Raw genomic sequence first — 23,485 nt, forward strand, 5'->3', positions numbered from 1 at the left:
CCATGGCCGACGATCCGTTTGTCCTCGGTGGTACGTCCTTCACGTCCCGTCTGATCATGGGCACGGGCGGGGCGCCCAGCCTCGACGTGCTGGAGCGGTCGCTGGTGGCGTCCGGGACGGAGCTGACGACGGTCGCGATGCGCCGGGTGAACGCCTCGGTGCACGGCTCGGTGCTGTCCGTCCTCGACCGGCTCGGCATCCGGGTGCTGCCCAACACGGCGGGCTGCTTCACCGCAGGAGAGGCCGTCCTCACGGCCCGCCTCGCGCGCGAGGCCCTCGGCACCGGCCTGGTCAAACTGGAGGTCATCGCCGACGAGCGCACCCTGCTGCCCGACCCGATCGAGACGCTGGAGGCGGCCGAGACGCTGGTCGACGACGGGTTCACGGTGCTGCCGTACACCAACGACGACCCGGTGCTGGCGCGGAAGCTGGAGGACGTGGGCTGCGCGGCGATCATGCCGCTGGGTTCGCCGATCGGCTCCGGTCTCGGGATCCGCAACCCGCACAACTTCCAGCTGATCGTCGAGCACGCGCGCGTGCCGGTGATCCTGGACGCCGGCGCCGGTACGGCCTCGGACGCGGCGCTGGCGATGGAGCTGGGGTGCGCGGGTGTGATGCTCGCCTCGGCGGTGACACGGGCCCAGGAACCCGTGCTGATGGCCGACGCCATGCGGCACGCGGTGGAGGCGGGGCGGCTGGCGTACCGGGCCGGGCGGATCCCACGGCGGCATTTCGCGGAGGCGTCGTCGCCGGCGGAGGGCATGGCCGCGCTGGACCCGGAACGGCCCGCCTTCCAGTAGGGCGCGGGACACACGTCACAGGTCGGCTGCAGTCCCGCCGCGAAAACAGCCGGGGGGACAGGACTGTCGGTCGTGGCTCGTACACTCGCCTGCGTGGACACGACCCTTCAGGACCCCTTGGTCGGGCAGGTGCTCGACGGCCGGTATCGCATCGACGCGCGGATCGCGGTCGGCGGCATGGCCACGGTCTACCGGGCCGTGGACACCCGGCTCGACCGGGTTCTCGCGCTCAAGGTGATGCACCCCTCGCTCGCGGTCGACGTCTCGTTCGTCGAGCGGTTCATCCGCGAGGCGAAGTCGGTGGCCCGGCTGGCCCATCCGAACGTGGTGCAGGTCTTCGACCAGGGCGCCGACGGCTCGTACGTGTACCTGGCGATGGAGTACGTCGCGGGCTGCACCCTGCGTGACGTGCTGCGCGAGCGGGGGGCCCTGCAGCCGCGTGCCGCGCTGGACATCCTGGAGCCGGTGCTGGCCGCGCTGGGCGCCGCGCACCGCGCCGGGTTCGTGCACCGCGACATGAAGCCCGAGAACGTCCTGATAGGGGACGACGGCCGGGTCAAGGTCGCCGACTTCGGGCTCGTCCGGGCCGTGGACACCGTGACGAACACCACCGGCACCGTCCTCGGCACGGTCTCGTACCTCGCCCCGGAGCAGATAGAGGACGGCACCGCCGATCCCCGCGTCGACGTGTACGCGTGCGGCGTGATGCTGTACGAGATGCTGACCGGCGACAAGCCGCACGACGGGGACTCCCCGGCCGTGATCCTCTACAAGCACCTGCACGAGGACGTGCCCCCGCCCTCGGCCGCCGTGCCCGGCCTGGCGTACGAGCTGGACGAGATGGTGGCCTCCGCGACGGCCCGCACCCCGGCCGTCCGCCCGCACGACGCGGTGGCACTGCTCGCGCAGGTCCGCGACGGGCGTGGGCGGCTGAGCGAGGACGAGCTGGACGCGGTGCCGCCGCAGGCGCTCGCGGTGGACCACGACAACCGCGACGACCGGACGACCGTGATCCCGCGCGCCCTGACCACACCGCGTCCGATGCCGGTCAACGAGGACGACGAGGTCTCCGGGGCCGCCCTCCACCGCACCAGCCGTTTCGAGTCCCCGCCGCCGCCCCCGCGGTCCCGGCGCCGCCCGGGGTTCCGGCGCGGCCCTGCGGCCATCGTCGTCGCCGTCCTGCTCGTGCTCGGTCTGGGCGCCGGCGTCTGGTACATCAACTCCGGCCAGTTCACCAAGGTCCCGCCGTTGCTGGCGAAGACCGAGGCGCAGGCCGAGGAACGGCTGGAGAAGGCAGGGCTCGAGGTGGGCAAGGTCAGCCACGCCCACAGCGACACCGTCAAGCGCGGCACGATCATCGGCACGAACCCCGAGCCGGGCGCCCGTATCCGCCTCCACGACTCCGTGTCGTTCACCGTCTCCGACGGCCCCGAGACCGTGCCCGTGCCCGCCCTGGCGGGCCAGAAGCTGGACAAGGCCCGGGACCAGCTGAGGCAGGACGGGCTGGAGCCGGGCATGGTCACCCGGGAGTTCAGCGACGACGTGCCGCGCGGCTCGGTGATCTCCGCGCGCCCGGCCGACGGCACGAAGGTGCGCGCGGGCACTGCCGTGGCGCTGGTCGTCAGCAAGGGCAGCCCCGTCGACATCCCCGACGTCACCGGCTCGGACGAGGCCGACGCGCGGTCCGAGCTGCAGGACGCCGGCCTCAAGGTGAAGATCGCCACCGAGCGGGTCAACTCCTCCGAGTACGACAGGGGCCAGGTCGTCCGGCAGACGCCGAAGTCCGGCGGCCGGGCGGCCGAGGGCGACACGGTGACGCTGACGCTGTCCAAGGGCCCGGAGATGATCGAGGTCCCGGACGTGGTCGGCGACAGCGTCGACGACGCCAGGCAGGCGCTGGAGGCCGCCGGGTTCCAGGTCGACGAGGACCGCGGGCTGCTCGGCCTGTTCGGCGACGAGGTCAAGAGCCAGTCCGTCGAGGGCGGCCGGACCGCTCCCAAGGGCTCGACGATCACCATCAAGATCAGGTGACGGCTGCGGGCGGGGAGCCCGTGGCCGGGCAGGGCCGGGCGCATGACACCCTGAACGGGTGAACAGTCAGCTGTCCGGCCCCTCCCGCAACCCCGTGGGCGGCCACGTTCCCGTGGCCGGTGGGCTCCACTCCGTAGGCCTGTCGTACGCCCGTGACCTGAAGGCGGAGTCCGTCCAGGTCTTCGTCGCCAACCCGCGCGGCTGGGCCACGCCGACCGGTAACCCGAAGCAGGACGAGGCGTTCCGCGCGGCGTGCGCGGCCGAGTCGATCCCGGCGTACGTGCACGCCCCCTACCTGATCAACTTCGGATCGCACACCGGGGCGACCGTGGAGCGGTCGGTGGAGTCCCTGCGGCACTCGCTGCGGCGAGGGCGGGAGATCGGGGCGCTGGGCGTGGTCGTGCACACGGGCAGCGCGACCGGCGGTCGGGAGCGGTCGGTGGCGCTGCGGCAGGTACGGGAGCATCTGCTGCCGCTGCTGGACGAGCTGACCCACGACGACGACCCGTTCCTGCTGCTGGAGTCGACGGCCGGCCAGGGCTCCTCCCTGTGCTCACGGACGTGGGACTTCGGCCCGTACTTCGAGGCGCTGGACGCCCACCCGATGCTCGGCGTGTGCCTGGACACCTGCCACGTCTTCGCCGCCGGGCACGACCTGACCGGCCCCGGTGGCATGCACCAGACACTGGACCTGCTGGTGGACACGGTCGGCGAGGGCCGGCTGAAGCTGATCCACGCCAATGACTCCAAGGACGTGGTGGGTGCCCACAAGGACCGGCACGAGAACATCGGCGTCGGCCACATCGGTGAGGACCCGTTCCGGGCTCTGATGACGCACCCCGCGACGGAGGGCGTGCCGCTGATCATCGAGACGCCGGGCGGCAAGCAGGGGCACGCGGCCGACGTGGAGCGGCTGAAGAAGCTGCGCGGGGGCTGAGCGCCTCAGAGGCCGGGGCCGTCCCCGGGTTCCTCCTGGTAGGAGTAGCGCTGCTCCTGCCAGGGGTCTCCGATGTTGTGGTAGCCGCGCTCCTCCCAGAAGCCGCGCCGGTCGGCGGTCATGTACTCCACGCCGCGCACCCACTTGGGGCCCTTCCAGGCGTAAAGGTGGGGCACGATCAGGCGCAGCGGGAAGCCGTGCTCGGCGGTGAGCAGCTCGCCGTCCTTGTGGGTGGCGAACAGGACCCGCTCGTCGGCGAAGTCGGACAGCCGGAGGTTGGAGCTGAAGCCGTACTCGGCCCACACCATCACATGGGTGACGTCGTCCGCGGGCGGGGCGAGGTCGAGAAGCGTGCTCGCGGGAATGCCGCCCCACTCGGCGCCCAGCATGCTGAACTTCGTGACGCAGTGCAGATCGGCCACGACGGTGGTGTGGGGCAGGGCGGTGAACTCCTCGTGGGTCCAGCAGTGCTTGCCGCCGCCGGCGGTGGCGCCGAAGACCCGGAACTCCCAGCGCTCGGGCCGGAACTTGGGGACGGGGCCGTAGTGCGTGACCGGCCAGCCGCGTTGCAGCCGCTGTCCCGGGGGCAGCTCCGGCTGCGTCGCTCCTGCTGAATCGCGCCCTTCTCCCGGTTCGTGTTCCAGCGGCTGACCCATGACTCCATCCTGACAGACCCCGGGTGATGCCCCTGACCGGGCCCACTTCGAAACCGGGCAAACTTAACTAAGCATGCCCTTACTTACTAAGTGGAGACTTACTGGACGATCTTCTTCACCAGTGGAATCATGCGGCGCATCCAGCCAGTTTCCCCGCGTGGAAGGAGCCTCTGCGATGCAGGGCGACCCCGAGGTCCTCGAATTCCTCAACGAGCAGTTGACCGGCGAGCTGACGGCGATCAACCAGTACTGGCTGCATTACCGGATCCAGGACAACAACGGCTGGACCAAGCTCGCCAAGTACACGCGTGAAGAGTCCATCGATGAGATGAAGCACGCGGACAAGATCACTGAGCGCATCCTGATGCTGGACGGCCTGCCCAACTACCAGCGGCTCTTCCACGTGCGGGTCGGCCAGACGGTCACCGAGATGTTCCAGGCCGACCGGCAGGTCGAGGTCGAGGCGATCGACCGGCTCAAGCGCGGTATCGAGGTGATGCGCGGCAAGGGTGACATCACGTCCGCGAACCTCTTCGAGTCGATCCTGGAGGACGAGGAGCACCACATCGACTATCTGGACACACAGCTGGAGCTGATCGACAAGCTCGGCGAGGCGCTGTACATCGCGCAGCAGATCGAGCAGCCGAGCTAGGGCCTGCCGTCAGGCGGCGTCTTCCAGTTCCGCGACCAGCGGCTCGTCCCGGTCGGCCGGCTCACGGCGAGGGCAGGCCCCCCTGCCCAGAATCGCCTGGATGCGGCGCACACAGGACCCGCAGTCCGTGCCCGCCTTGCAGGCGGAGGCTATCTGGCGGGGGGTGCAGGCACCGCCGTCCGCGTGCTGCTTGACCTGCCGCTCCGTGATCCCGAAGCAACTGCAGACGTACACGCGGTTCACCTCCCGACGGGGTCGTTCTCCGGCACCCTCCCCGTTGATCGGTGAGGCTAACCTAACCTTACCCGTCGGGTTCGGAGCGCGAAAGTGGAGAGGGGCGCGGATCGTGTGATCCGCGCCCCAGTCCATGCTCCGGTAACAGGCGGACCCGTTACTGGTCCCTGTACATCTCGGCCACGAGGAATGCCAGGTCGAGCGACTGGCTGCGGTTGAGCCGCGGGTCGCAGGCCGTCTCGTAGCGCTGGTGCAGATCGTCGACGAAGATCTCGTCGCCGCCGCCCACGCACTCGGTGACGTCGTCGCCGGTGAGCTCCACGTGGATGCCGCCCGGGTGGGTGCCGAGGGCCTTGTGAACCTCGAAGAAGCCCTTGACCTCGTCGAGCACGTCGTCGAAGCGGCGGGTCTTGTGCCCGGAGGCCGCCTCGAAGGTGTTGCCGTGCATCGGGTCGGTCACCCAGGCCACGGTCGCGCCCGAGGCGGTGACCTTCTCGACCAGCTCGGGGAGCTTGTCGCGGACCTTGTCGGCGCCCATGCGGACGATGAAGGTCAGCCGGCCCGGCTCACGCTCGGGGTCGAGGCGCTCGATGTACTGCAGCGCGTCCTCGGCGGTGGTGGTCGGGCCCAGCTTGATGCCGATCGGGTTGCGGATCTTCGAGGCGAACTCGATGTGCGCGTGGTCCAGCTGCCGGGTGCGCTCACCGATCCACACCATGTGCCCGGAGACGTCGTACAGCTGCCCGGTGCGCGAGTCGACCCTGGTCAGCGCGGACTCGTAGTCGAGCAGCAGCGCCTCGTGCGAGGCGTAGAACTCGACCGTCTTGAACTCCTCCGGGTCGGCCCCGCAGGCGTGCATGAAGTTCAGCGCCTGGTCGATCTCGCGGGCGAGCTGCTCGTAGCGCTGGCCGGACGGGGACGACTTCACGAAGTCCTGGTTCCAGGCATGCACCTGGCGCAGGTCGGCGTAACCGCCGGTGGTGAAGGCGCGCACCAGGTTCAGCGTGGAGGCGGACGCGTGGTACATCCGCTTCAGGCGCTCGGGGTCCGGGATGCGGGCGGCCTCGTTGAAGTCGAAGCCGTTGACCGAGTCGCCGCGGTACGTCGGCAGGGTCACGCCGTCGCGGGTCTCGGTGCCCTTGGAGCGCGGCTTGGAGTACTGGCCGGCGATCCGGCCGACCTTCACCACGGGCACGGACGCGGCGTACGTCAGCACGGCGCCCATCTGGAGCAGCGTCTTCAGCTTGTTGCGGATGTGGTCGGCGGACACCGCGTCGAAGGCCTCGGCGCAGTCGCCGCCCTGGAGGAGGAACGCCTCTCCCTTGGCGACGGCCGCCATCCGGGCGCGCAGCTGGTCGCACTCGCCCGCGAAGACGAGCGGCGGATACGACTCGAGGTCCGCGATCACTGCGCGCAGAGCCTCGGTGTCGGGGTACTCGGGCTGCTGCGCCGCGGGCAGGTTTCGCCAGGTGTTGCCAGCACTCGCGCTGGTCTTAGCGTTCACGGTCACGACCTCAACATTACGGGGTCGTGTCGGGCGTCCCGACCGATGACCAGCAATTGAGACACGGGGTACACCCCTCGGACATGGGGTAGGGTGCGTCGCATGTTCGCGCACTCGACCCAGACCTGGTGGTGGACCGCTCATCCGGCGGCCCGCTGACTGCGCGTACTCAAGACTTCGCGAAGGCCGCCCGAGGGGCGGCCTTCGGCGTTTCCCGGGGTCCGTTCCTCTCTCACCGAGATGGAGCACGGACCCATGAACCTGCTCGGCTTGCTGGACGACCCCCGTCCGTTCGCCCTGCTGCGCCGCCGCACCCCGGGCCACGACCACGACCTGGTCGAGGTCCTGATCGGCCCGGTCGCCCCGCACGACCGCCTCGCCGGTCTCCCCGAGCGGAGCCTCGCGCTGGTGCCCTTCCGGCAGATCCGCGAGCGCGGCTTCGACGTCCGCGACGACGGCACGCCCCTGCTGGCACTCACGCCCGAGGAGTCCTACGGCGTCCCGCTGGCCGACGCCCTGGAGCACCTCCCGGCGCACGACGTGCGCGTCGAGGGGGGCGGCTTCGACGTCGCCGACGAGGAGTACGCGGAGATCGTCGGACGCGTGCTGCGGGAGGAGATCGGGCGCGGCGAGGGCGCGAACTTCGTGATCCGGCGGACGTACGAGGGCGAGATCCCCGGGTTCGGGCGGGCCGACGCGCTGGCGCTGTTCCGGCGGCTGCTGGAGGGCGAGCGGGGGGCGTACTGGACGTTCGTCGTGCACACCGGGGACCGCACGCTGGTCGGGGCCAGCCCCGAGGTGCATGTGCGGATGTCCGGCGGCACGGTCGTCATGAACCCGATCAGCGGCACCTACCGCTACCCCTCCGACGGGCCCACGCCCGAGCACCTGCTCGGCTTCCTCGCCGACGGCAAGGAGATCGAGGAGCTGTCGATGGTCGTCGACGAGGAGCTCAAGATGATGTGCACCGTCGGCGACATGGGCGGGGTCGTGATCGGGCCCCGGCTGAAGGAGATGGCGCATCTCGCGCACACCGAGTACGAGCTGCGCGGCAGGTCGTCGCTGGACGTGCGGGAGGTGCTGAGGGAGACCATGTTCGCGGCGACCGTCACCGGCTCGCCGGTGCAGAACGCCTGCCGGGTGATCGAGCGGCACGAGAGCGGCGGGCGCGGGTACTACGCGGGCGCCCTGGCCCTGATCGGCCGGGACTCGGGTGGTGGGCGGGAAGGGGCTGCCGGGGCCCAGACCCTCGACTCCCCCATCCTGATCCGCACCGCCGACATCGACGCGGCCGGGCGACTGCGGGTGCCCGTCGGCGCGACCCTGGTGCGCGGCTCGGACCCGGCGGGCGAGGTGGCCGAGACCCACGCCAAGGCGGCGGGCGTACTGGCGGCGCTGGGAGTGCGGCCGTCACGGCCGCGCGCGGAACACACCCGCGCCCGCCTCGCCGACGACCCCCGCGTGCGTGCCGCGCTGGACGGACGCCGGGCTTCGCTGGCCCCCTTCTGGCTGCGCATGCAGGAGCCCGCGGCGGAACTGGCCGGACACGCCCTGGTCGTGGACGGCGAGGACACCTTCACGGCGATGCTCGCGCACGTCCTGCGCTCCAGCGGCCTGGAGGTGAGCGTGCGGCGGTACGACGAGCCGGGGCTGCGGGAGGCGGTGCTCGCGCACGAGGGACCCGTCGTGCTCGGGCCCGGCCCGGGCGACCCGTCCGACCTCGCCGATCCCAAGATGCGCTTCCTGCGCGACCTCACGGCCGAGGTGATCCGGGGCGGACGGCAGGGCGTGCTGGGTGTCTGCCTCGGGCACGAGCTGATCGCGGCCGAGCTGGGGCTGGACATCGTACGGAAGGACGTGCCGTACCAGGGGGCGCAGACGGAGATCGAGCTGTTCGGACGGCGGGAGGTCGTGGGCTTCTACAACAGCTTCGCGGCGCGCTGCGAGGACGAGGCGTTCCGGGAACTGGCCGCGCACGGTGTCGAGGTGAGCCGCGCCGCGAACGGGGAGGTCCATGCGCTGCGCGGGCCGGGGTTCGCCGGGGTGCAGTTCCACCCCGAGTCGGTGCTGACGCTGAACGGCGCGGCGGTGGTGCGGGAGCTGGTCGGGCAGCTGCGGGCGTCGAGCGCGCCCTCGGTGTAGCGCGGGCCCGGCCGGGGCCGCGCGGCCCCGGCCGGCGCCGGGCGCCGGGCCGTCAGCCGAAGAACACCCCGACCTCCTCGTACAGCGCCGGATCCACCGTCTTCAGGCGGGCCGTGGCGTCCGCCAGGGGCACGCGCACGATGTCCGTGCCGCGCAGGGCGACCATCCGGCCGTAGTCGCGGTCGCGGACGCAGTCGACGGCGTGCAGCCCGAAGCGGGTCGCGAGCCAGCGGTCGAAGGCGCTGGGGGTGCCGCCGCGCTGGACATGGCCCAGGACCGTCGTGCGGGCCTCCTTGCCGGTGCGCTTCTCGATCTCCTTGGCGAGCCACTCGCCGACCCCGGAGAGCCGGACGTGCCCGAAGGAGTCCAGCGACTGGTCCTTGAGGACCATGTCGCCGTCCTGCGGCATCGCCCCCTCGGCGACCACCACGATCGGCGCGTACGACGCCCGGAAGCGGGAGGTCACCCAGGTGCACACCTGCTCGACGTCGAAGCGCTGCTCGGGGATGAGGATGACGTTGGCGCCGCCGGCCAGGCCCGAGTGGAGGGCGATCCAGCCGGCGTGCCGGCCCATCACCTCGACGACCAGGACGCGCATATGGGACTCGGCGGTGGTGTGCAGCCGGTCGATGGCCTCGGTGGCGATGCCGACGGCGGTGTCGAAGCCGAAGGTGTAGTCGGTGGCGGACAGGTCGTTGTCGATCGTCTTGGGCACGCCCACGCAGGGCACGCCGTGCTCGCCGGACAGCCGGGCGGCCACGCCCAGGGTGTCCTCGCCGCCGATGGTGACGAGCGCCTCCACCTCCAGCGCGGCGAGGGTGTCCTTGATCCGGCGGATGCCGTTCTCGGCCTTCAGGGGGTTGGTCCGCGAGGAGCCGAGGATGGTGCCGCCGCGGGGCAGGATGCCGCGCACGGCGGGGATGTCGAGACGGACGGTGTCGCCTTCCAGGCAGCCGCGCCAGCCGTCCCGGAAGCCGGTGAAGTCATAGCCGTACTCCTGGACGCCCTTGCGGACGATGGCCCGGATGACGGCGTTGAGGCCGGGGCAGTCGCCGCCTCCGGTCAGTACTCCGACGCGCATGGAACAGTCCCTTCGCCGCAGGTGCCTGACGAAGGGTCAGTGTGACGTGCGCCTCACTCGTCGTCGAGGCCGCGCTCTATCGCGTACCGGACGAGCTCCACACGGTTGTGCAACTGGAGCTTGCCCAGGGTGTTCTGGACGTGGTTCTGCACCGTGCGGTGGGAGATGACCAGGCGCTCGGCGATCTGCTTGTAGCTCAGGCCCTTGGCGACCAGGCGCAGTACCTCGGTCTCGCGGTCGGTGAGCCGGGGCGCCTTGGGTTCGTCGGTGTCGGGCGCGGGTGCGGGTTCGGAGGCCAGGCGGCGGTACTCGCCGAGGACCAGTCCGGCGAGGCCGGGGGTGAAGACCGGGTCGCCGGCGGCCGTGCGGCGGACCGCGTCCTGGAGTTCCCCGGTGGAGGCGGACTTCAGCAGATAGCCGGTCGCGCCGGACTTCACGGCCTCCAGGACGTCGGCGTGCTCGCCGCTGGCGGACAGCACGAGGACCCGCAGGGCGGGGTTCGCGGCGACGACCTCCTTGCAGACCTGGACGCCGGGCTTGCGGGGCAGGTTCAGGTCGAGCACGAGGACGTCGGGTACGGCTGCCCTGGCGCGGCGTACGGCCTGGTCGCCGTCGCCGGCGGTGGCGACGACGTCGAAGCCCGACTCGGACAGGTCGCGGGCGACGGCGTCGCGCCACATGGGGTGGTCGTCGACCACCATGACCTTGATCGGGCCCTGCCGGTCCTCGGTGGTCTCCGTCATCGCTGCTCCGCCTTCCCCCGTGTGTGCGTCACGTCCTTCGGTACCTTTAGCTCGACCTCCGTGCCCTGGCCCGGCACCGAGCTCAGCTCCGCGCTGCCGCCGAGGTCGCGCAGCCGGCCGCGGATCGACAGGGCGACGCCGAGCCGCCCCTCGCCCTCGGCCTGGACGAGCCGTCCCTCCGGGATGCCGGGTCCGTCGTCCCGGACGGTGACGATCACCTCGTCCGGCTCGTCCTCGACCAGGATCCACGCGCGGGCGTCCTCCCCTGCATGCCGGCGGACGTTGTCCAGCGCGGCCCCGACGGCGGCGGCCACCTCCCGGGCGGCGACCGGCGCCAACGGCACGGGCGCGCCGGGCTCGGCGAGGCTGACCCTGGCCCCGGCGTACGGCGCGAGCAGGGCGCGCAGGTCGACGGGGCCGCCCGGCTCCGGCTCCTCGTCGACGGCCCGGACCACCGCGCCCTCGGCGGCGTCCTCCGAGACCCGCGATACGGGGACGAGTCCGCCGGAGACCAGGGTGCGCAGCGCGACCTCCTGCTCGCCTGCCATCCGGCCCAGCTCGGCCGCCTCTCCCCCGATCACGGCCCCGCGGCGCTGCACCATGGCCAGCACCTGGAGCACGCTGTCGTGGATGTCCCGGGCGAGACGCTCCCGCTCTCGCGTGGCGGCCTCGATCTCCAGGGCGCGGGCGAGGGTGCGCTCGGAGGCGCGGGCGACCTCGACGACGTAGCCGATGGCGATGGAGGCGATGCAGACCAGGAGAACGTTGTGGACGGTGTCGCGGGCCGGGCTGCCGCGCTCGATCAGGTTGGCGACGGCGACGAGGCCGGAGGCGAGGGCCGCCCAGCGCCAGCCGCCCTTGATGGCGAAGGCGAGGACGGCACCGGCGGTCCATATCGACGGCAGGGTCGGGCCGCCCGCCTGGACCCGCTCGTGCGCGTCGGCGACGGGCGTGAGCAGGATGCCGGTGACGGCGACGGTGAGGTCGGCGGCGAGGAACCGCTTGGTGCAGCGGGCGGCGTTCGCGACCCGGGGCAGGGTGGCCAGGGTCCACCCGCACAGCACCGCGTAGTAGCCGACGGCGACCCAGGGGCGGACGAACTCGTCGTGGGCGGTGGCGAACAGGCCGACCGCGTACAGCATCGTGAGCACCCGGTAGCCGGTGAGCGCGCGCCACAGCGGCTGCTCGACCGACATCCTCATCACACGCTCGCGTTCGGCCATCTCCCCCGCCCCCGATCCGCGCCCCGCCTAGGGCTCGGTCCGCCGCTGCTCCGTCTGCTTTTCCTTCTCGGCCTGTTCCTTCTCCGCCCGCGCGAGAGCGGCCTTGGCGGCCTTCTCGGCTTCCTTCTCCGCCTTCGCCGCTTCCGTGAGCTGCCGCTTCATGGCCGTGGCGTACATGTCGACGTACTCCTGGCCGGACAGCTCCATGATCTCGTACATGACCTCGTCGGTCAGCGCGCGCAGCACGAAGCGGTCGTGCTCCATGCCCTGGTAGCGGCTGAAGTCCAGGGGCTTGCCGATCCGGATGCCGGGCCGCATCAGCTTCGGCATGACCTTCCCGGGCGGCTGGATCTTCTCCGTGTCGATCATGGCGACGGGGATGACGGGCGCGCCGGTCGCGAGCGCCACGCGCGCGAGGCCGCCCGGCTTGCCCCGGTAGAGCCGTCCGTCGGGCGAGCGCGTGCCCTCCGGGTAGAGCCCGAACAGCTCACCGCGCTCCAGCACGTCTATGCCGCTCTTGATGGCGGCCTCACCCGCGCCGCGCGCACCCGAGCGGTCCACGGGGAGCTGCCCGACCCCCTTGAAGAAGGCGGCCGTCAGCCGGCCCTTCACACCGGGCGTGGTGAAGTACTCGGCCTTCGCGATGAAGGTGACCTTGCGGTCGAGGACGGCGGGCAGGAAGAACGAGTCGGAGAACGACAGGTGATTGCTCGCCAGGATCGCAGCGCCCTCGGCGGGTACGTTCTCCAGGCCCTCCACCCAGGGTCTGAAGGCGAGCTTCAGCGGACCCCCGATGGTGACCTTCATCGCGCCGTACAACAACCGAGTGCCTCCTGTATGTGTCGGTCAGACCTTAACCCGGAGCGCCGTCAAAGGCGCCGACGGCCCTGGTCGGTGTCAGTGCGGTCGCGTACGGTGAAGGTCCCGCGAACGGCGTGCGACCCCTTCCATGACGTTCCGTGACATTCCGTGATCGTGTCAGTCCCTTCTCACGACCAGGAGGCCGAAGGTGCCGGTCCTTGCCGGAGCCGAGCCGTTTCACCACGAGGGCGGAGAGGTCGCCGTCCTCCTCTGCCACGGCTTCACCGGATCACCGCAGTCGCTGCGCCCCTGGGCGGAGCACCTCGCCGAGCACGGCCTGACCGTCTCCCTGCCACTGCTGCCCGGGCACGGCACGCGCTGGGAGGACCTGCGGATCACGGGCTGGCAGGACTGGTACGCGGAGGTGGACCGTGAGCTGCGCCTGCTGTGCGAGCGCCGCGAGACGGTCTTCGTGGCCGGTCTGTCCATGGGCGGCGCGCTGGCCCTGCGGCTGGCCGCGAAGCACGGTGACGCGGTGCGCGGCGTCATGGTCGTCAACCCGGCGAACAAGGTGCACGGCCTGGCCGCGCACGCCCTGCCGGTGGTGCGCCACCTCGTCCCCGCGACGAAGGGCATCGCCAGCGACATCGCCAAGCCGGACGGCAAGGAGCTCGGTTACGACCGGGTGCCGCTGCACGCGGCGCATTCGCTGCGGCAGTTCTTCCAGGCCACCGACCGCGAGCTGCCGCAGGTCACCCAGCCGGTTCTGCTGCTGCGCAGCCCGCAGGACCATGTGGTGCCGCCCGCCGACTCGGCCCGGATCCTCAGCCGTATCTCGTCGACGGACGTGAAAGAGGTCATCCTGGAACAGAGCTACCACGTCGCCACGTTGGACCATGACGCGGACCGGATCCACGAGGAGAGCCTCGCGTTCATCGGCCGCATCGCGTCCGGCCTCGGCAGGGAGCCCGGGCTCGGCAAGGAAGGGACGACCACAGGTGGCTGAGCACGACGCCGGCCGTGAGGGCCGGGAGCCGGACGAGAAGGGCGTCCCCATCGACGAGGAGGCCGCCTGGGCGGCGATCGTCGCCGGGTACGGCGACGAGCCGCCGGACCCGCCGGGCGCCAAGCCGTTCAAGTCGATCGAGGACCTGGCCCTGCCCGCGACCGGGGCCAACGACGCCGTGATCGACGGCGGCCGCGGCGACACGGCCGTGAAGTCGGGGGACGCCGTGAAGCCGGAGGAGTCCGAGGGGCCCGCGGAGCAGCCCGCGAAGCCCGTGAAGCCGCTGGGCGGCTCGGTCTCCTTCGCGCCCGGCGTCGGCCCGCGCGACTACTCCGTGCCCGAACCCGCCGAGGACGACTTCGACGAGGACGACGAGGGTCACTTCGTGCCCCCGGAGCCGCCCCCGCTGCCCACCGCCGACCCGACCGCCAAGTTCGCCTGGCTCGGCGTGCTCGGCGGCCCGGTGCTGCTCCTGCTGGCCGTGCTGCTCGGCTGGGAGATGACCTGGTGGCTGGCGACGCTGGGCATCGGCGGGTTCCTCGGCGGGTTCGCGACGCTGGTCATGCGCATGCGGACGGACGACGAGGAGGACGACGACCCCGGGCGGGGCGCGGTCGTCTAGTGCCCCGGCAGGCGACGTTTGCGCGACAGGGCGGACGTCGCCTGCCGGGGCACTAGGAAGCCGGAACTCTGAGGGCGGCCAGGACCGGGAGGTGGTCCGTGGCGGCCCTCAGGTCTGCGTCGGACACCCCGGGCCTGCCGGACGGCACACCACAGCCCAGCACCTCGATGTCCTTCGTCGCGAAGATCGCGTCGATGCGCTGGTAGGGGTCGGCGGGCGTCCAGGTGTGCTCGCCGCCCCAGGGGGCCGCGGCCCGGCAGTCGGTCAGGCGGTCGGCCAGCCGTCGGAAGGCGGGGCCGTCGGGGCGTTCGTTGAGGTCGCCGCCGGCGATCGCGTGCTCCACCCCCATGCCCGCGAGCCGGTCCAGGAGCATGCCGGACTGCTCGTAGCGCTCGTCCTTCTGGAGGGACAGGTGGCAGCTGAGCACACCGAGGCGGGTGCCGGCGAAGCGGACGACCGCGGTGGCGAAGCCGCGGCGGTGCAGACCGGGGGTGGGGGGCAGGAGGATGTCCTCCGTGCGTTCGACGCCCGCCCGGAGCGAGCTGAGGATCGCCGGTCCTGTGGTGGTGGCGCCGCCGGTGACGATCACGAGGCCGGACGCGAGGGCCAGGCGGGCGAGTTTCTTGCGCCAGCGGAAGAAGCGGGGGGCTTCCTGGACGAGGACGAGGTCGGGCTCGCACGCCCTGATGACCCGGGCCAGGGCGTCGGTGTCGTCGCGCATGGAGCGGATGTTGTAGCTGAGGACCCTGATGACCGCGGAACCGTCGGGTTCGGTACGGGAGTTGGGGAGCAGGGGCATGTGATCAATTTACGCCCAACAGCTCGGGGCGCGGGGTTTGTACGCGAATGCCGGTCGTATGTGGCTCATCGCGCAGTCCCCCGCGCCCCCAGAAGCGACAGGACGTCACATGATCGGGTCGGGCTCCCGCGCCAGGTCCGCCGCGCCCACCAGGCCGGCCTTGTTGCCCAGTTCCGCGGCGCGGACCTCGGCCACCGGGCGCCAGTTGCCGCCGACGAGCCAGCGCTTGTAGGACTTGCGGATCGGACCCAGGACCAGCTCACCCTCGTCGGACAGGCCGCCGCCGACGATGAACGCGGAGGGGTCGAAGAGGGAGGCCAGGTCGGCGAGGCCCGCGCCGACCCAGCGCGCCAGTTCGCGGTAGGAGTCGACGGCCACCCGGTCGCCCTGGCGGGCGGCCATGGAGATGTGCTTGCCCTCGATGCCCTCGGGCGTGCCGTTGCCGAGGCCGAGCAGGATCTCGGCGTTCTCCGGGGTGGCGTTGGCGCGCTGCTTGGCGTACCTCACCAGTGCCCGGCCCGACGCGTACTGCTCCCAGCAGCCCTGCGAGCCGCAGCCGCACAGCAGGCCGTCCGGGACCATGCGGATGTGGCCGAACTCGGCGGCCACGCCGAAGTGCCCGCGGCGCAGCTTGTTGCCGATGATGATGCCGCCGCCGAGGCCGGTGCCCAGCGTGATGCAGATGACGTTGCGGTGGCCCTTGCCGGCCCCGAACTTGTACTCGCCCCACGCCGCGGCGTTCGCGTCGTTCTCCACGACCACCGGGAGGCCCACGCGGGCCTCGACCTTCTCCTTGAGCGGCTCGTTGCGCCAGTCGATGTTGGGCGCGAAGTAGACCTCGGAGCGCTGCCGGTTCACGTAGCCGGCGGCGCCGATGCCCACGCCGACGATGTCGTGACCGGTGCGTGCGCCGTCCACCGCCGAGGCGATGGCGTCCACGATGCCCTCAGGCGTGCCCGGGGTCGGCACCTTGTGGGTCGAGAGGATGTTGCCTTCCTCATCGACCACGCCGGCCGCGATCTTCGTGCCGCCGATGTCGACGCCGATGGTGAGTCCCATGAATCCCTCAGTTTCGGTCGAGCCCCGCTACGGCCAACGGTACCCGAGCCCTGCCTTCGGGTCGGCTGTCGTCCGCACGGTGGGCACCCCGGGCGGCCGCTCCGGGCCCGCGGCCCGGCCGCGGCCGGGGACTCAGTCCAGGTCGATGCGCTGCCCGGGACCGGCGTCGTCGCCGCCGTCCCGGCGTTCACCCTGGTCACGGGGGTCGTCCTGGTCGTCGCGGCCGGTCCAGCGCCGCTCCTGGGCCTGGACGGCGGAGCGGTAGGCGGCGAGCAGCTCGTTCCCGGCCGCGGCCAGATGGTCGAAGACGTCCGGATTGCGCTCGATGACGGGTTCCACGGCGTCCTTGGCCTGCTGGACGACCTGCCGGACCACCTGCTCGGCGGCAGGCCCCGCGACCGCGCCGAGCAGCGGGGACTGGGCGCCGGACAGCTTCTCCGCGACGGTGTCGACGAGTTTCTTCAGCTCTTCGGCCGCGGAGCCCGGGGGCGTGCCGTACTGGGTGCGGCGGCGGGCCTTCTCCGCCTGCAGGTCCTCGGCGCAGGCGGTCGCCCAGGCGTCGGCGTCGGTCGCCCGCATCTCGTCCGCGGCCTCGTCGCGGGCGGCGTCGGACGGGGGGAGCTCTTCGCTCATGACGGACTCCTGACTACGGTTCGTCCCTACGACGTTACCCGAACGGGCGTACCGGGTTCACGGGCCGGGCCTGTCGTGTTCCCCGGCCCGCCCCGCTGTCTCACCGGGTCTGCGGCCACAGCCTGGGGTCGGGTGCGAAGCGGATCCGCAGCTCGCCCTCCCGCAGGGCGGCCCCGTCGACGGTGCAGCGGCGCAGCGCGGAGGGCAGCGGGACGATCCGGCGGAACCGTCCTGCCGTGACGGCGAGTTCGTCGCCGCGCCGGACGAGGTCCAGTTCCTCGCGTATGGCACCGGGCAGCGGGATCTGCCAGACGAGCACGCCGTCCTCGCCGAGCCGGTCGGTCACGGGCCAGTCGGCCGCGGGGGCCGCCCCCTGGGCGCCGGGCACGGCGAGGGCGGTGAGGTCGTCGGTGCCGCGCGGGTCGTGTCCGAGGTGGGCGACGGTGCGGACGTCGTACGACTGGCGCCACTCCTCCAGGGTCTTGCGCTGCTGGGCTACCGGGCCGGCGAGCCAGGTGTCCGGGGACGCCTCGGGCAGGACGCGGTTGGCGACCACGACGTCGGTGCGCAGACCGCGCAGGGCGAGGCCGAGACCGGCCGTGCGCAGCGCGTCGGCACCGGCCGGGCCGGGCTCGGCGACCAGGCGTACGACGGTGTCGCGGTCGGCGACGACCGCCTCGGCGGCGGCCAGTTCCAGGTCCCAGCGGGCTGCCGTCTCGTAGAGCCACTCGGCGGGCATGGGGACGCCGGCGAGGCGGCCGAGGACGGGGCGCAGGGCGCGGGCGGCCTGCCGCTCGGGCGGGAGCAGGCGGCGCAGGTAGCGACGGAGTTCCTCGGGCAGGGCGAGGAGGGCGAGGGCCTGCGGGGCCGGGGGGAGGTCCACGACGAGGGTGTCGTACCGCTCCGACAGCGCGGCGTCGCGCAGGGCGCGCAGCAGGGCGAGTTCCTCGGCCCCGGGCAGGGGGGTGAGTTCCTCGGGGTCGAGGCGGGAGGCGCCGAGGAGGTCCAGGGCGGTGGAGGCGCGGTCCTGGAGGGCGGTGAGGTCCCTGCGGAAGTCCTGGGCGGCGTCGGGGCGCCAGGCGGTGAGCTGCGGGGCCGCCTCGACCGGGGCCGGGCCGGTCTTCACCCCCAGGGCGGCACCGAGGGTGTCCGTGCGGTCGGTGCCGAGGACGAGGGTGCGGGTGCCCTCGGCCGCCGCGGCCAGGGCGGTCGCGGCCGCGAGGGTGGTACGACCGCTGCCGCCGGGGCCGGTGATCAGGATGGTGCGCATGGGGTGGAACGGTACCGGGCGTCGCCGGGGCTGCCGGTGTTGCCGCCGGGGCGGGGTGAGTGTGCGGTCAGGGCTGCCGGCCCGCTTCGACCCGCTTCTTCAGACCCGCCAGCGCCCTGTCGATGATGACCTTCTCCGCCTTGCGCTTGATCATGCCGAGCATGGGGATCTTGACGTCCACGGTCAGGACGTAGGTGACCTCCGTGCCGCCCGCGCCGGAGGGCTTGAGGAGGTACGAGCCGTCCAGGGAGCGGAGCATCTGGGACTTCACCAGGGTCCAGGAGACCTCGTGTTCCCCGGTCCAGGTGTACCCGAGCACCTGGTCGTCCTTGATCGCGCCGGCGTCCATGACGAGGCGGACCTGTTCGGCGCGGCCCTGGGCGTCGCTCTTCAGGACCTCCGCCTCCTTCACCTCGCCGGTCCAGTCGGGGTAGCGGGCGAAGTCGGAGATGACCGCCATGACGTCGGCCGGGGCCGCCTCGATGGTGATGCTCGAGCTGGTGTGTTCCGCCATCGCCGTGGCTCCTCCAGATGCGGGCCGGTATGAGGTCGTGCGCACGTGTGTGCAGCGTGAAGGCTACCGCGCGCGGGGCCCGCGGATCTCACCCGACCTGGGGCGTCCTCACCACTCCAGCGCCCACGGGGTCCCGGTCGCCGCGAAGTGCCCCACGTTCACGCACTCCGTTGCCCCGATCCGCATCCTTCTCACCAGCGGCTGGTGCACGTGCCCGAAGAGCGAGTACCGGGGCCGGGTGCGGCGGATGGCGTCCAGCAGGGCCCGGCTGCCGCGCTCGAAGCGGCGGGCGACGGTGTCGTAGACGAGTTCGGGCACCTCGGGCGGGATGTGCGTGCAGAGCACGTCGACCTCGCCCACGGCCTCGATCTTTGCCGCGTACTCCTCGTCGCTGATCTCGTACGGCGTCCGCATCGGTGTGCGCAGGCCGCCGCCGACGAAGCCGAAGACCCGGCCGCCGATCTCGACGCGCTCGCCGTCGAGGACGGTCGTGCCGGGGCTCGCGTACTCCCGCCACAGGGCCGGCATGTCGACGTTGCCGTAGGTGGCGTACGTAGGAGAGGGGAACGCGGCGAACAGCTCGGCGTACTGCTTGCGCACCGCCTCCTCGATCACCGTGGCGCGGTCCTCCCGGAGGCCGGCCCACAGCTCGGTCCCGAGCACCCGGGCCTCCTCGTAGCGGCGGGCGGTGCGCAGCGCGACGATGCGGTCGGCGTTCTCGACGCCGAACAGGTCGGGGAAGATGCCGCGCGCGTGGTCGGCGTAGTCGAGGAAGAGGACGAGATCACCCAGGCAGATCAGGGCGTCGGCGCCCTCGCCGGCCCTCGCCAGGTCGCGGGCGTTGCCGTGCACGTCGCTGACCACGTGTACGCGCGTCCGGTGGTTTCCGGCTGGTGTGGGTGCCATGACGATCAAGCGTAAGCGTGTGCGGCACACGTGAACAGTGGCGGCCCTACCTGCGGTTACTGGCCAGTGATTTAGTGCGTGGACTACTGTGCGCGAAGGAAAACCCAACTGTGTGACGCAGCGAACATCTCGACGGGACCCCCTGTCGTAGAAGCCATACCGGCGGGTAACGTCCGGGCAGTCCAGTCGTGCTCTGCATTTCAACAAGTGAATGCCCGAGCACCTCCCCGAGCCTTGGACCGCACCGTCGCAGCACACACCGTCGTGGCGCCGGCGCCCTATGAGGAGCAGCAGTTTTGCGCGAGTTCAGCCTTCCGGCTTTGTACGAGGTCCCTGCGGACGGAAATCTGACCGACATCGTCCGCAGAAACGCCGCGCAGCACCCGGACGTCGCCGTCATCGCCCGCAAGATCGGCGGCAGCTGGCAGGACGTCACAGCCACCGCGTTCCTCGCCGAGGTGCACACTGCGGCGAAGGGCATGATCGCCGCCGGGGTCCAGCCGGGCGACCGGGTGGGCCTGATGTCCCGCACCCGCTACGAGTGGACGCTGCTGGACTTCGCGATCTGGAGCGCGGGCGCGGTGACCGTGCCGGTGTACGAGACCAGTTCGCCGGAGCAGGTGCAGTGGATCCTCGGCGACTCGGGCGCCACCGCCTGCGTCGTGGAGTCGGACGCCCACGCGGCCGCGATCGAGTCGGTGCGCGACCGGTTGCCGGCGCTCAAGCACGTCTGGCAGATCGACGGCGGCGGCCTCGACGAACTGGGCCGGCTCGGCCAGGACGTCACGGACGAGACGGTCGAGGAGCGCGGCTCGATCGCCCGGGCCGACGACCCGGCGACCATCGTCTACACCTCCGGCACCACGGGCCGCCCCAAGGGCTGTGTCCTCACCCACCGCAACTTCTTCGCGGACTGCGGGAACGTCGTGGAGCGCCTGCGCCCCCTGTTCCGCACCGGCGAGTGCTCGGTCCTGCTCTTCCTGCCGCTGGCACACGTCTTCGGCCGGCTGGTGCAGATCGCCCCGATGATGGCGCCGATCAAGCTGGGCTGCGTCCCGGACATCAAGGACCTCACCGACGAGCTGGCCGCGTTCCGCCCGACGCTGATCCTCGGCGTGCCGCGGGTTTTCGAGAAGGTCTACAACTCGGCCCGAGCCAAGGCGCAGGCCGACGGCAAGGGGAAGATCTTCGACAAGGCGGCCGACACCGCGATCGCCTACAGCAAGGCGCTGGACACCCCGTCGGGCCCGTCCCTCGGCCTGAGGATCAAGCACAAGACGTTCGACAAGCTCGTCTACAGCAAGTTGCGCGCGGTCCTCGGCGGCCGGGGCGAGTACGCCATCTCCGGCGGCGCCCCGCTCGGCGAGCGCCTCGGGCACTTCTTCCGCGGCATCGGCTTCACGGTCCTGGAGGGCTACGGCCTGACCGAGTCCTGCGCCCCTACCGCCTTCAACCCCTGGGACCGGCAGAAGATCGGCACGGTCGGCCAGCCGCTGCCCGGCTCGGTGATCCGGATCGCCGACGACGGCGAGGTGCTGCTGCACGGCGAGCACATCTTCAAGGAGTACTGGAACAACCCCGGCGCGACCGCCGAGGCGCTGGCCGACGGCTGGTTCCACACCGGTGACATCGGCACGCTCGACGAGGACGGCTACCTCAGGATCACCGGCCGCAAGAAGGAGATCATCGTCACCGCGGGCGGCAAGAACGTCGCTCCGGCCGTGATCGAGGACCGCATCCGGGCGCACGCGCTGGTCGCGGAGTGCATGGTGGTGGGCGACGGGCGGCCGTTCGTGGGCGCGCTGGTCACCATCGACGAGGAGTTCCTGGGCCGTTGGTGCTCCGACCACGGCAAGCCGGCGGGTTCCACCGCGGCGTCGCTGAGCGAGGACCCGGACCTGCTGGCCGCGATCCAGGCGGCGATCGACGACGGCAACGCCGCGGTGTCGAAGGCGGAATCGGTGCGGAAGTTCCGCATTCTGTCCTCCCAGTTCACGGAGGATTCGGGCCACCTGACGCCGTCGCTGAAGCTGAAGCGGAACGTGGTGGCGAAGGACTACGCGCACGAGGTCGAGGCGATCTACGCGAAGTGACCCTCGATCGGGCCGGTCATGGCGCGGTGTCCTCGGCGAGGACCCGCGCCATCGTGCGTTCGGCGAGCGCGGTGATGGTCACGAAGGGGTTGACCCCGAGCGACCCGGGCACGAGCGAGCCGTCGGTGACGTACAGCCTGGGGTAGCCCTTGACCCGCCCGTAGTCGTCCGTCGCCCTGCCCAGCACGCAGCCGCCCAGCGGGTGGTAGGTGAAGTCGTCGGCGAAGACCTTGCTCCTCGCGCCGAACAGGTCGTACCGGTAGATCGTGGCGTTGGCCGCGTTGATCCGGTCGAACAGCTTCTTGGCCATGGCGACGGAGACCGCGGAGTGCGCGGCCGTCCAGCCGAGCCGCAGCCGGCCCGAGCCGGTGTCGTAGGAGAAGGACGCCCGTTCCGGGTTCCTGGTGATCGCCAGGTAGAGGCTCACCCAGTGCTCCAGGCCCGTCGGCAGCGGGGCGATCTCGGCGAACACCGGGTTGGCGGTGTTCGCCCAGTCGTCGATGCCCATGACCGGCATGGTCGACTGGTTCGCGCCGACCGTGTCCCACAGGTGGTTGGCCCGGCCGAGCATCACGTTGCCGTTGGTGCCCCACCCGGCGCCGACACCGGCGTCGAGGCGGGGCAGGGTGCCCGTCTCCCGGGCGCGCAGCAGCAGTTCGGTGGTGCCGAGGCTGCCGCCGCCGAGGAAGAGGTACGTGCAGCCGTACTCCCTGGTCTCGACGACCCGGCCGGTCTCGTCGATGCGGTCGGCGGTCAGGACGTAGCTCCCGTCCGGCGCGCGGCTGATCGCGCGCACCTTCTCCAGGGTGTGGATGGTGACGTTGCCGGTGCCGAGCGCGGCGGCGAGGTACGTCTTGTCGAGGCTGCGCTTGCCGTGGTTGTTGCCGTAGATGACCTCGCCGCCGAGCGCCGACTTCGGGGCGGTGCCGGCCGCCTCGCGCTGCATGTGGCCGAAGTCGTAGACGCTCGGCACGAACGTGGTCCGCAGGCCGGTCTTCTCGGCGTGCTTGCGGGAGACGCGGGTGAAGCGGTACCACTCCGTCGACTCGAACCAGGCCGGGTCGACGGTGGTCACGCCGAGGGCGGCGCGGGCGCGCGGGAAGTAGGTGCCGTACATCTCGTCGGCGTCGACGGCGGGGAACTGCTCGGCGAAGTACGAACGGGGCGGGGTGACCGCCATGCTGCCGTTGACCAGGGAGCCGCCGCCGACGCCGCGGCCGACGTACACGGACATGTGGTCGAAGTGCACGCGGTCCAGGACGCCCGGGTAGCGGCCGATGTCGCGGTTGACGACGTCCAGCCAGAGGAAGGTGCCGAGGGGTGCCTCGGTGCGGGTGCGGAACCACATGGAGCGGTGGTCGGGTGCGCTGGTGGTGCAGAAGACCTTGCCGTCGGGGCCCGCGGTGTTCCAGAGGCGGCCCATCTCGATGACGAGCGTGCGGATGCCGGCCTGGGCGAGGCGGAGGGCGGCGACCGCGCCGCCGTAGCCGGAGCCGACGACGATCGCCGGGGCGGTGTCGACCGCGTCGGGCTGGGCGGCTCGGGCGCTTTGAAGGCCGATGCGGGTGAAACCGAGGGTGGCAGCTGTCTGGAGGGCTGCCACGCCCAGGATCCGACGTCTTGTCAGCTGATGCTGCATCAGGTTTGCTGTCATGTCGCGCAGCATCGGCGGATTTGCGGGTTCCGCCTAGTGGGGTGGGACTTGATCGTTCGGGAGCGGGTGCGGGTCGTTCGTGGTTGATCGCGCAGTTCCCCGCGCCCCCAAGAAAGCGAACGGCG

General features: G+C 71.6%; 23 protein-coding genes. 9 read left to right on the forward strand and 14 right to left on the reverse strand.

Annotated features, from left to right (window positions below; genetic code table 11):
- Positions 1-2: 2 nt before the first annotated feature.
- From ACFU3E_RS18635 to ACFU3E_RS18645, 3 genes are all read left to right on the forward strand, one after another.
- Positions 3-800, forward strand: a complete 798-nt coding sequence (locus tag ACFU3E_RS18635) for a thiazole synthase (RefSeq protein WP_384158896.1) — start codon at positions 3-5, stop codon at positions 798-800.
- Positions 801-893: 93 nt separating this feature from the next.
- Positions 894-2,831 (forward strand): Stk1 family PASTA domain-containing Ser/Thr kinase, encoded by a 1,938-nt coding sequence (pknB, locus tag ACFU3E_RS18640; RefSeq protein ID WP_384158899.1) that lies wholly within the window; start codon positions 894-896, stop codon positions 2,829-2,831.
- Positions 2,832-2,889: 58 nt separating this feature from the next.
- Positions 2,890-3,768 (forward strand): deoxyribonuclease IV, encoded by an 879-nt coding sequence (locus tag ACFU3E_RS18645; protein ID WP_384158902.1) that lies wholly within the window; start codon positions 2,890-2,892, stop codon positions 3,766-3,768.
- 5 nt (positions 3,769-3,773) lie between these two features.
- Here the strand turns inward: ACFU3E_RS18645 and ACFU3E_RS18650 are convergent, their stop codons facing one another.
- On the reverse strand, positions 3,774-4,424 hold the full coding sequence (locus ACFU3E_RS18650) for a sulfite oxidase-like oxidoreductase (protein ID WP_384158905.1): 651 nt from the start codon (positions 4,422-4,424) through the stop codon (positions 3,774-3,776).
- A 175-nt stretch (positions 4,425-4,599) separates the two neighbouring features.
- Here ACFU3E_RS18650 and bfr point away from each other — a divergent pair, with 175 nt between their 5' ends.
- Complete coding sequence (gene bfr / locus ACFU3E_RS18655; protein WP_384158908.1) at positions 4,600-5,076, forward strand: bacterioferritin; 477 nt, start codon at positions 4,600-4,602, stop codon at positions 5,074-5,076.
- Positions 5,077-5,085: 9 nt separating this feature from the next.
- Here bfr and ACFU3E_RS18660 read toward each other — a convergent pair whose 3' ends face one another.
- The gene (locus ACFU3E_RS18660; protein WP_384158911.1) at positions 5,086-5,319 is read right to left on the reverse strand and encodes a bacterioferritin-associated ferredoxin; all 234 of its coding nucleotides are present in this window, start codon (positions 5,317-5,319) and stop codon (positions 5,086-5,088) included.
- A gap of 148 nt (positions 5,320-5,467) precedes the next feature.
- Entirely contained in the window at positions 5,468-6,820 is a 1,353-nt protein-coding gene (locus ACFU3E_RS18665) for a class II 3-deoxy-7-phosphoheptulonate synthase (RefSeq protein WP_384158914.1), read from the reverse strand.
- Between the two features lie 96 nt (positions 6,821-6,916).
- Between ACFU3E_RS18665 and ACFU3E_RS18670 the strand changes: the two genes are divergently transcribed.
- Entirely contained in the window at positions 6,917-6,973 is a 57-nt protein-coding gene (locus tag ACFU3E_RS18670) for a trp operon leader peptide (protein ID WP_078625594.1), read from the forward strand.
- A 96-nt stretch (positions 6,974-7,069) separates the two neighbouring features.
- On the forward strand, positions 7,070-8,956 hold the full coding sequence (locus ACFU3E_RS18675; protein ID WP_384158917.1) for an anthranilate synthase family protein: 1,887 nt from the start codon (positions 7,070-7,072) through the stop codon (positions 8,954-8,956).
- A gap of 52 nt (positions 8,957-9,008) precedes the next feature.
- On the opposite strand, the gene ACFU3E_RS18680 is transcribed toward ACFU3E_RS18675, so the two are convergent.
- The 4 genes from ACFU3E_RS18680 to ACFU3E_RS18695 are packed head-to-tail and all read right to left on the reverse strand — an operon-like array spanning position 9,009 to position 12,810.
- Positions 9,009-10,037, reverse strand: coding sequence for a 6-phosphofructokinase (locus ACFU3E_RS18680; RefSeq protein ID WP_384158920.1), 1,029 nt, complete (start codon positions 10,035-10,037; stop codon positions 9,009-9,011).
- A 53-nt stretch (positions 10,038-10,090) separates the two neighbouring features.
- Positions 10,091-10,780, reverse strand: a complete 690-nt coding sequence (locus tag ACFU3E_RS18685; protein ID WP_384158923.1) for a response regulator — start codon at positions 10,778-10,780, stop codon at positions 10,091-10,093.
- Positions 10,777-12,003, reverse strand: a complete 1,227-nt coding sequence (macS, locus tag ACFU3E_RS18690; RefSeq protein WP_384158926.1) for a MacS family sensor histidine kinase — start codon at positions 12,001-12,003, stop codon at positions 10,777-10,779. The genes ACFU3E_RS18685 and macS overlap by 4 nt, the downstream gene beginning before the upstream one ends.
- Positions 12,004-12,030: 27 nt before the next feature.
- A complete protein-coding gene (locus tag ACFU3E_RS18695) occupies positions 12,031-12,810 on the reverse strand; it encodes a lysophospholipid acyltransferase family protein (RefSeq protein ID WP_384159136.1) in 780 nt (259 codons plus the stop codon).
- A 202-nt stretch (positions 12,811-13,012) separates the two neighbouring features.
- Here ACFU3E_RS18695 and ACFU3E_RS18700 point away from each other — a divergent pair, with 202 nt between their 5' ends.
- Together ACFU3E_RS18700 and ACFU3E_RS18705 are read left to right on the forward strand one after the other, a co-directional pair.
- Positions 13,013-13,810: an alpha/beta hydrolase gene (locus tag ACFU3E_RS18700; protein ID WP_384158929.1), complete on the forward strand. Its 798-nt coding sequence runs from the start codon at positions 13,013-13,015 to the stop codon at positions 13,808-13,810.
- Positions 13,803-14,432, forward strand: a complete 630-nt coding sequence (locus ACFU3E_RS18705; protein WP_384158932.1) for a hypothetical protein — start codon at positions 13,803-13,805, stop codon at positions 14,430-14,432. Before ACFU3E_RS18700 ends, ACFU3E_RS18705 begins: the two co-directional genes overlap by 8 nt.
- A gap of 52 nt (positions 14,433-14,484) precedes the next feature.
- On the opposite strand, the gene ACFU3E_RS18710 is transcribed toward ACFU3E_RS18705, so the two are convergent.
- From ACFU3E_RS18710 to ACFU3E_RS18735, 6 genes are all read right to left on the reverse strand, one after another.
- Entirely contained in the window at positions 14,485-15,231 is a 747-nt protein-coding gene (locus ACFU3E_RS18710; protein ID WP_384158935.1) for an endonuclease/exonuclease/phosphatase family protein, read from the reverse strand.
- A gap of 105 nt (positions 15,232-15,336) precedes the next feature.
- Positions 15,337-16,290: an ROK family glucokinase gene (locus ACFU3E_RS18715; RefSeq protein WP_384158938.1), complete on the reverse strand. Its 954-nt coding sequence runs from the start codon at positions 16,288-16,290 to the stop codon at positions 15,337-15,339.
- A gap of 132 nt (positions 16,291-16,422) precedes the next feature.
- Entirely contained in the window at positions 16,423-16,923 is a 501-nt protein-coding gene (locus ACFU3E_RS18720; RefSeq protein WP_384158940.1) for a DUF5304 domain-containing protein, read from the reverse strand.
- Between the two features lie 100 nt (positions 16,924-17,023).
- Positions 17,024-18,193, reverse strand: a complete 1,170-nt coding sequence (locus ACFU3E_RS18725; RefSeq protein ID WP_384158943.1) for an ArsA family ATPase — start codon at positions 18,191-18,193, stop codon at positions 17,024-17,026.
- A gap of 67 nt (positions 18,194-18,260) precedes the next feature.
- Positions 18,261-18,707, reverse strand: a complete 447-nt coding sequence (locus tag ACFU3E_RS18730; protein WP_384158946.1) for an SRPBCC family protein — start codon at positions 18,705-18,707, stop codon at positions 18,261-18,263.
- A gap of 108 nt (positions 18,708-18,815) precedes the next feature.
- Positions 18,816-19,613: a metallophosphoesterase gene (locus tag ACFU3E_RS18735; RefSeq protein WP_384158949.1), complete on the reverse strand. Its 798-nt coding sequence runs from the start codon at positions 19,611-19,613 to the stop codon at positions 18,816-18,818.
- Positions 19,614-19,909: 296 nt separating this feature from the next.
- Between ACFU3E_RS18735 and ACFU3E_RS18740 the strand changes: the two genes are divergently transcribed.
- The gene (locus ACFU3E_RS18740; protein WP_384158952.1) at positions 19,910-21,706 is read left to right on the forward strand and encodes an AMP-dependent synthetase/ligase; all 1,797 of its coding nucleotides are present in this window, start codon (positions 19,910-19,912) and stop codon (positions 21,704-21,706) included.
- 16 nt (positions 21,707-21,722) lie between these two features.
- Here ACFU3E_RS18740 and ACFU3E_RS18745 read toward each other — a convergent pair whose 3' ends face one another.
- Positions 21,723-23,360, reverse strand: a complete 1,638-nt coding sequence (locus tag ACFU3E_RS18745; protein ID WP_384158955.1) for a GMC oxidoreductase — start codon at positions 23,358-23,360, stop codon at positions 21,723-21,725.
- Positions 23,361-23,485: the final 125 nt, after the last annotated feature.

It is taken from the genome of Streptomyces sp. NPDC057424, assembly GCF_042803315.1.
GTDB lineage: Bacteria > Actinomycetota > Actinomycetes > Streptomycetales > Streptomycetaceae > Streptomyces.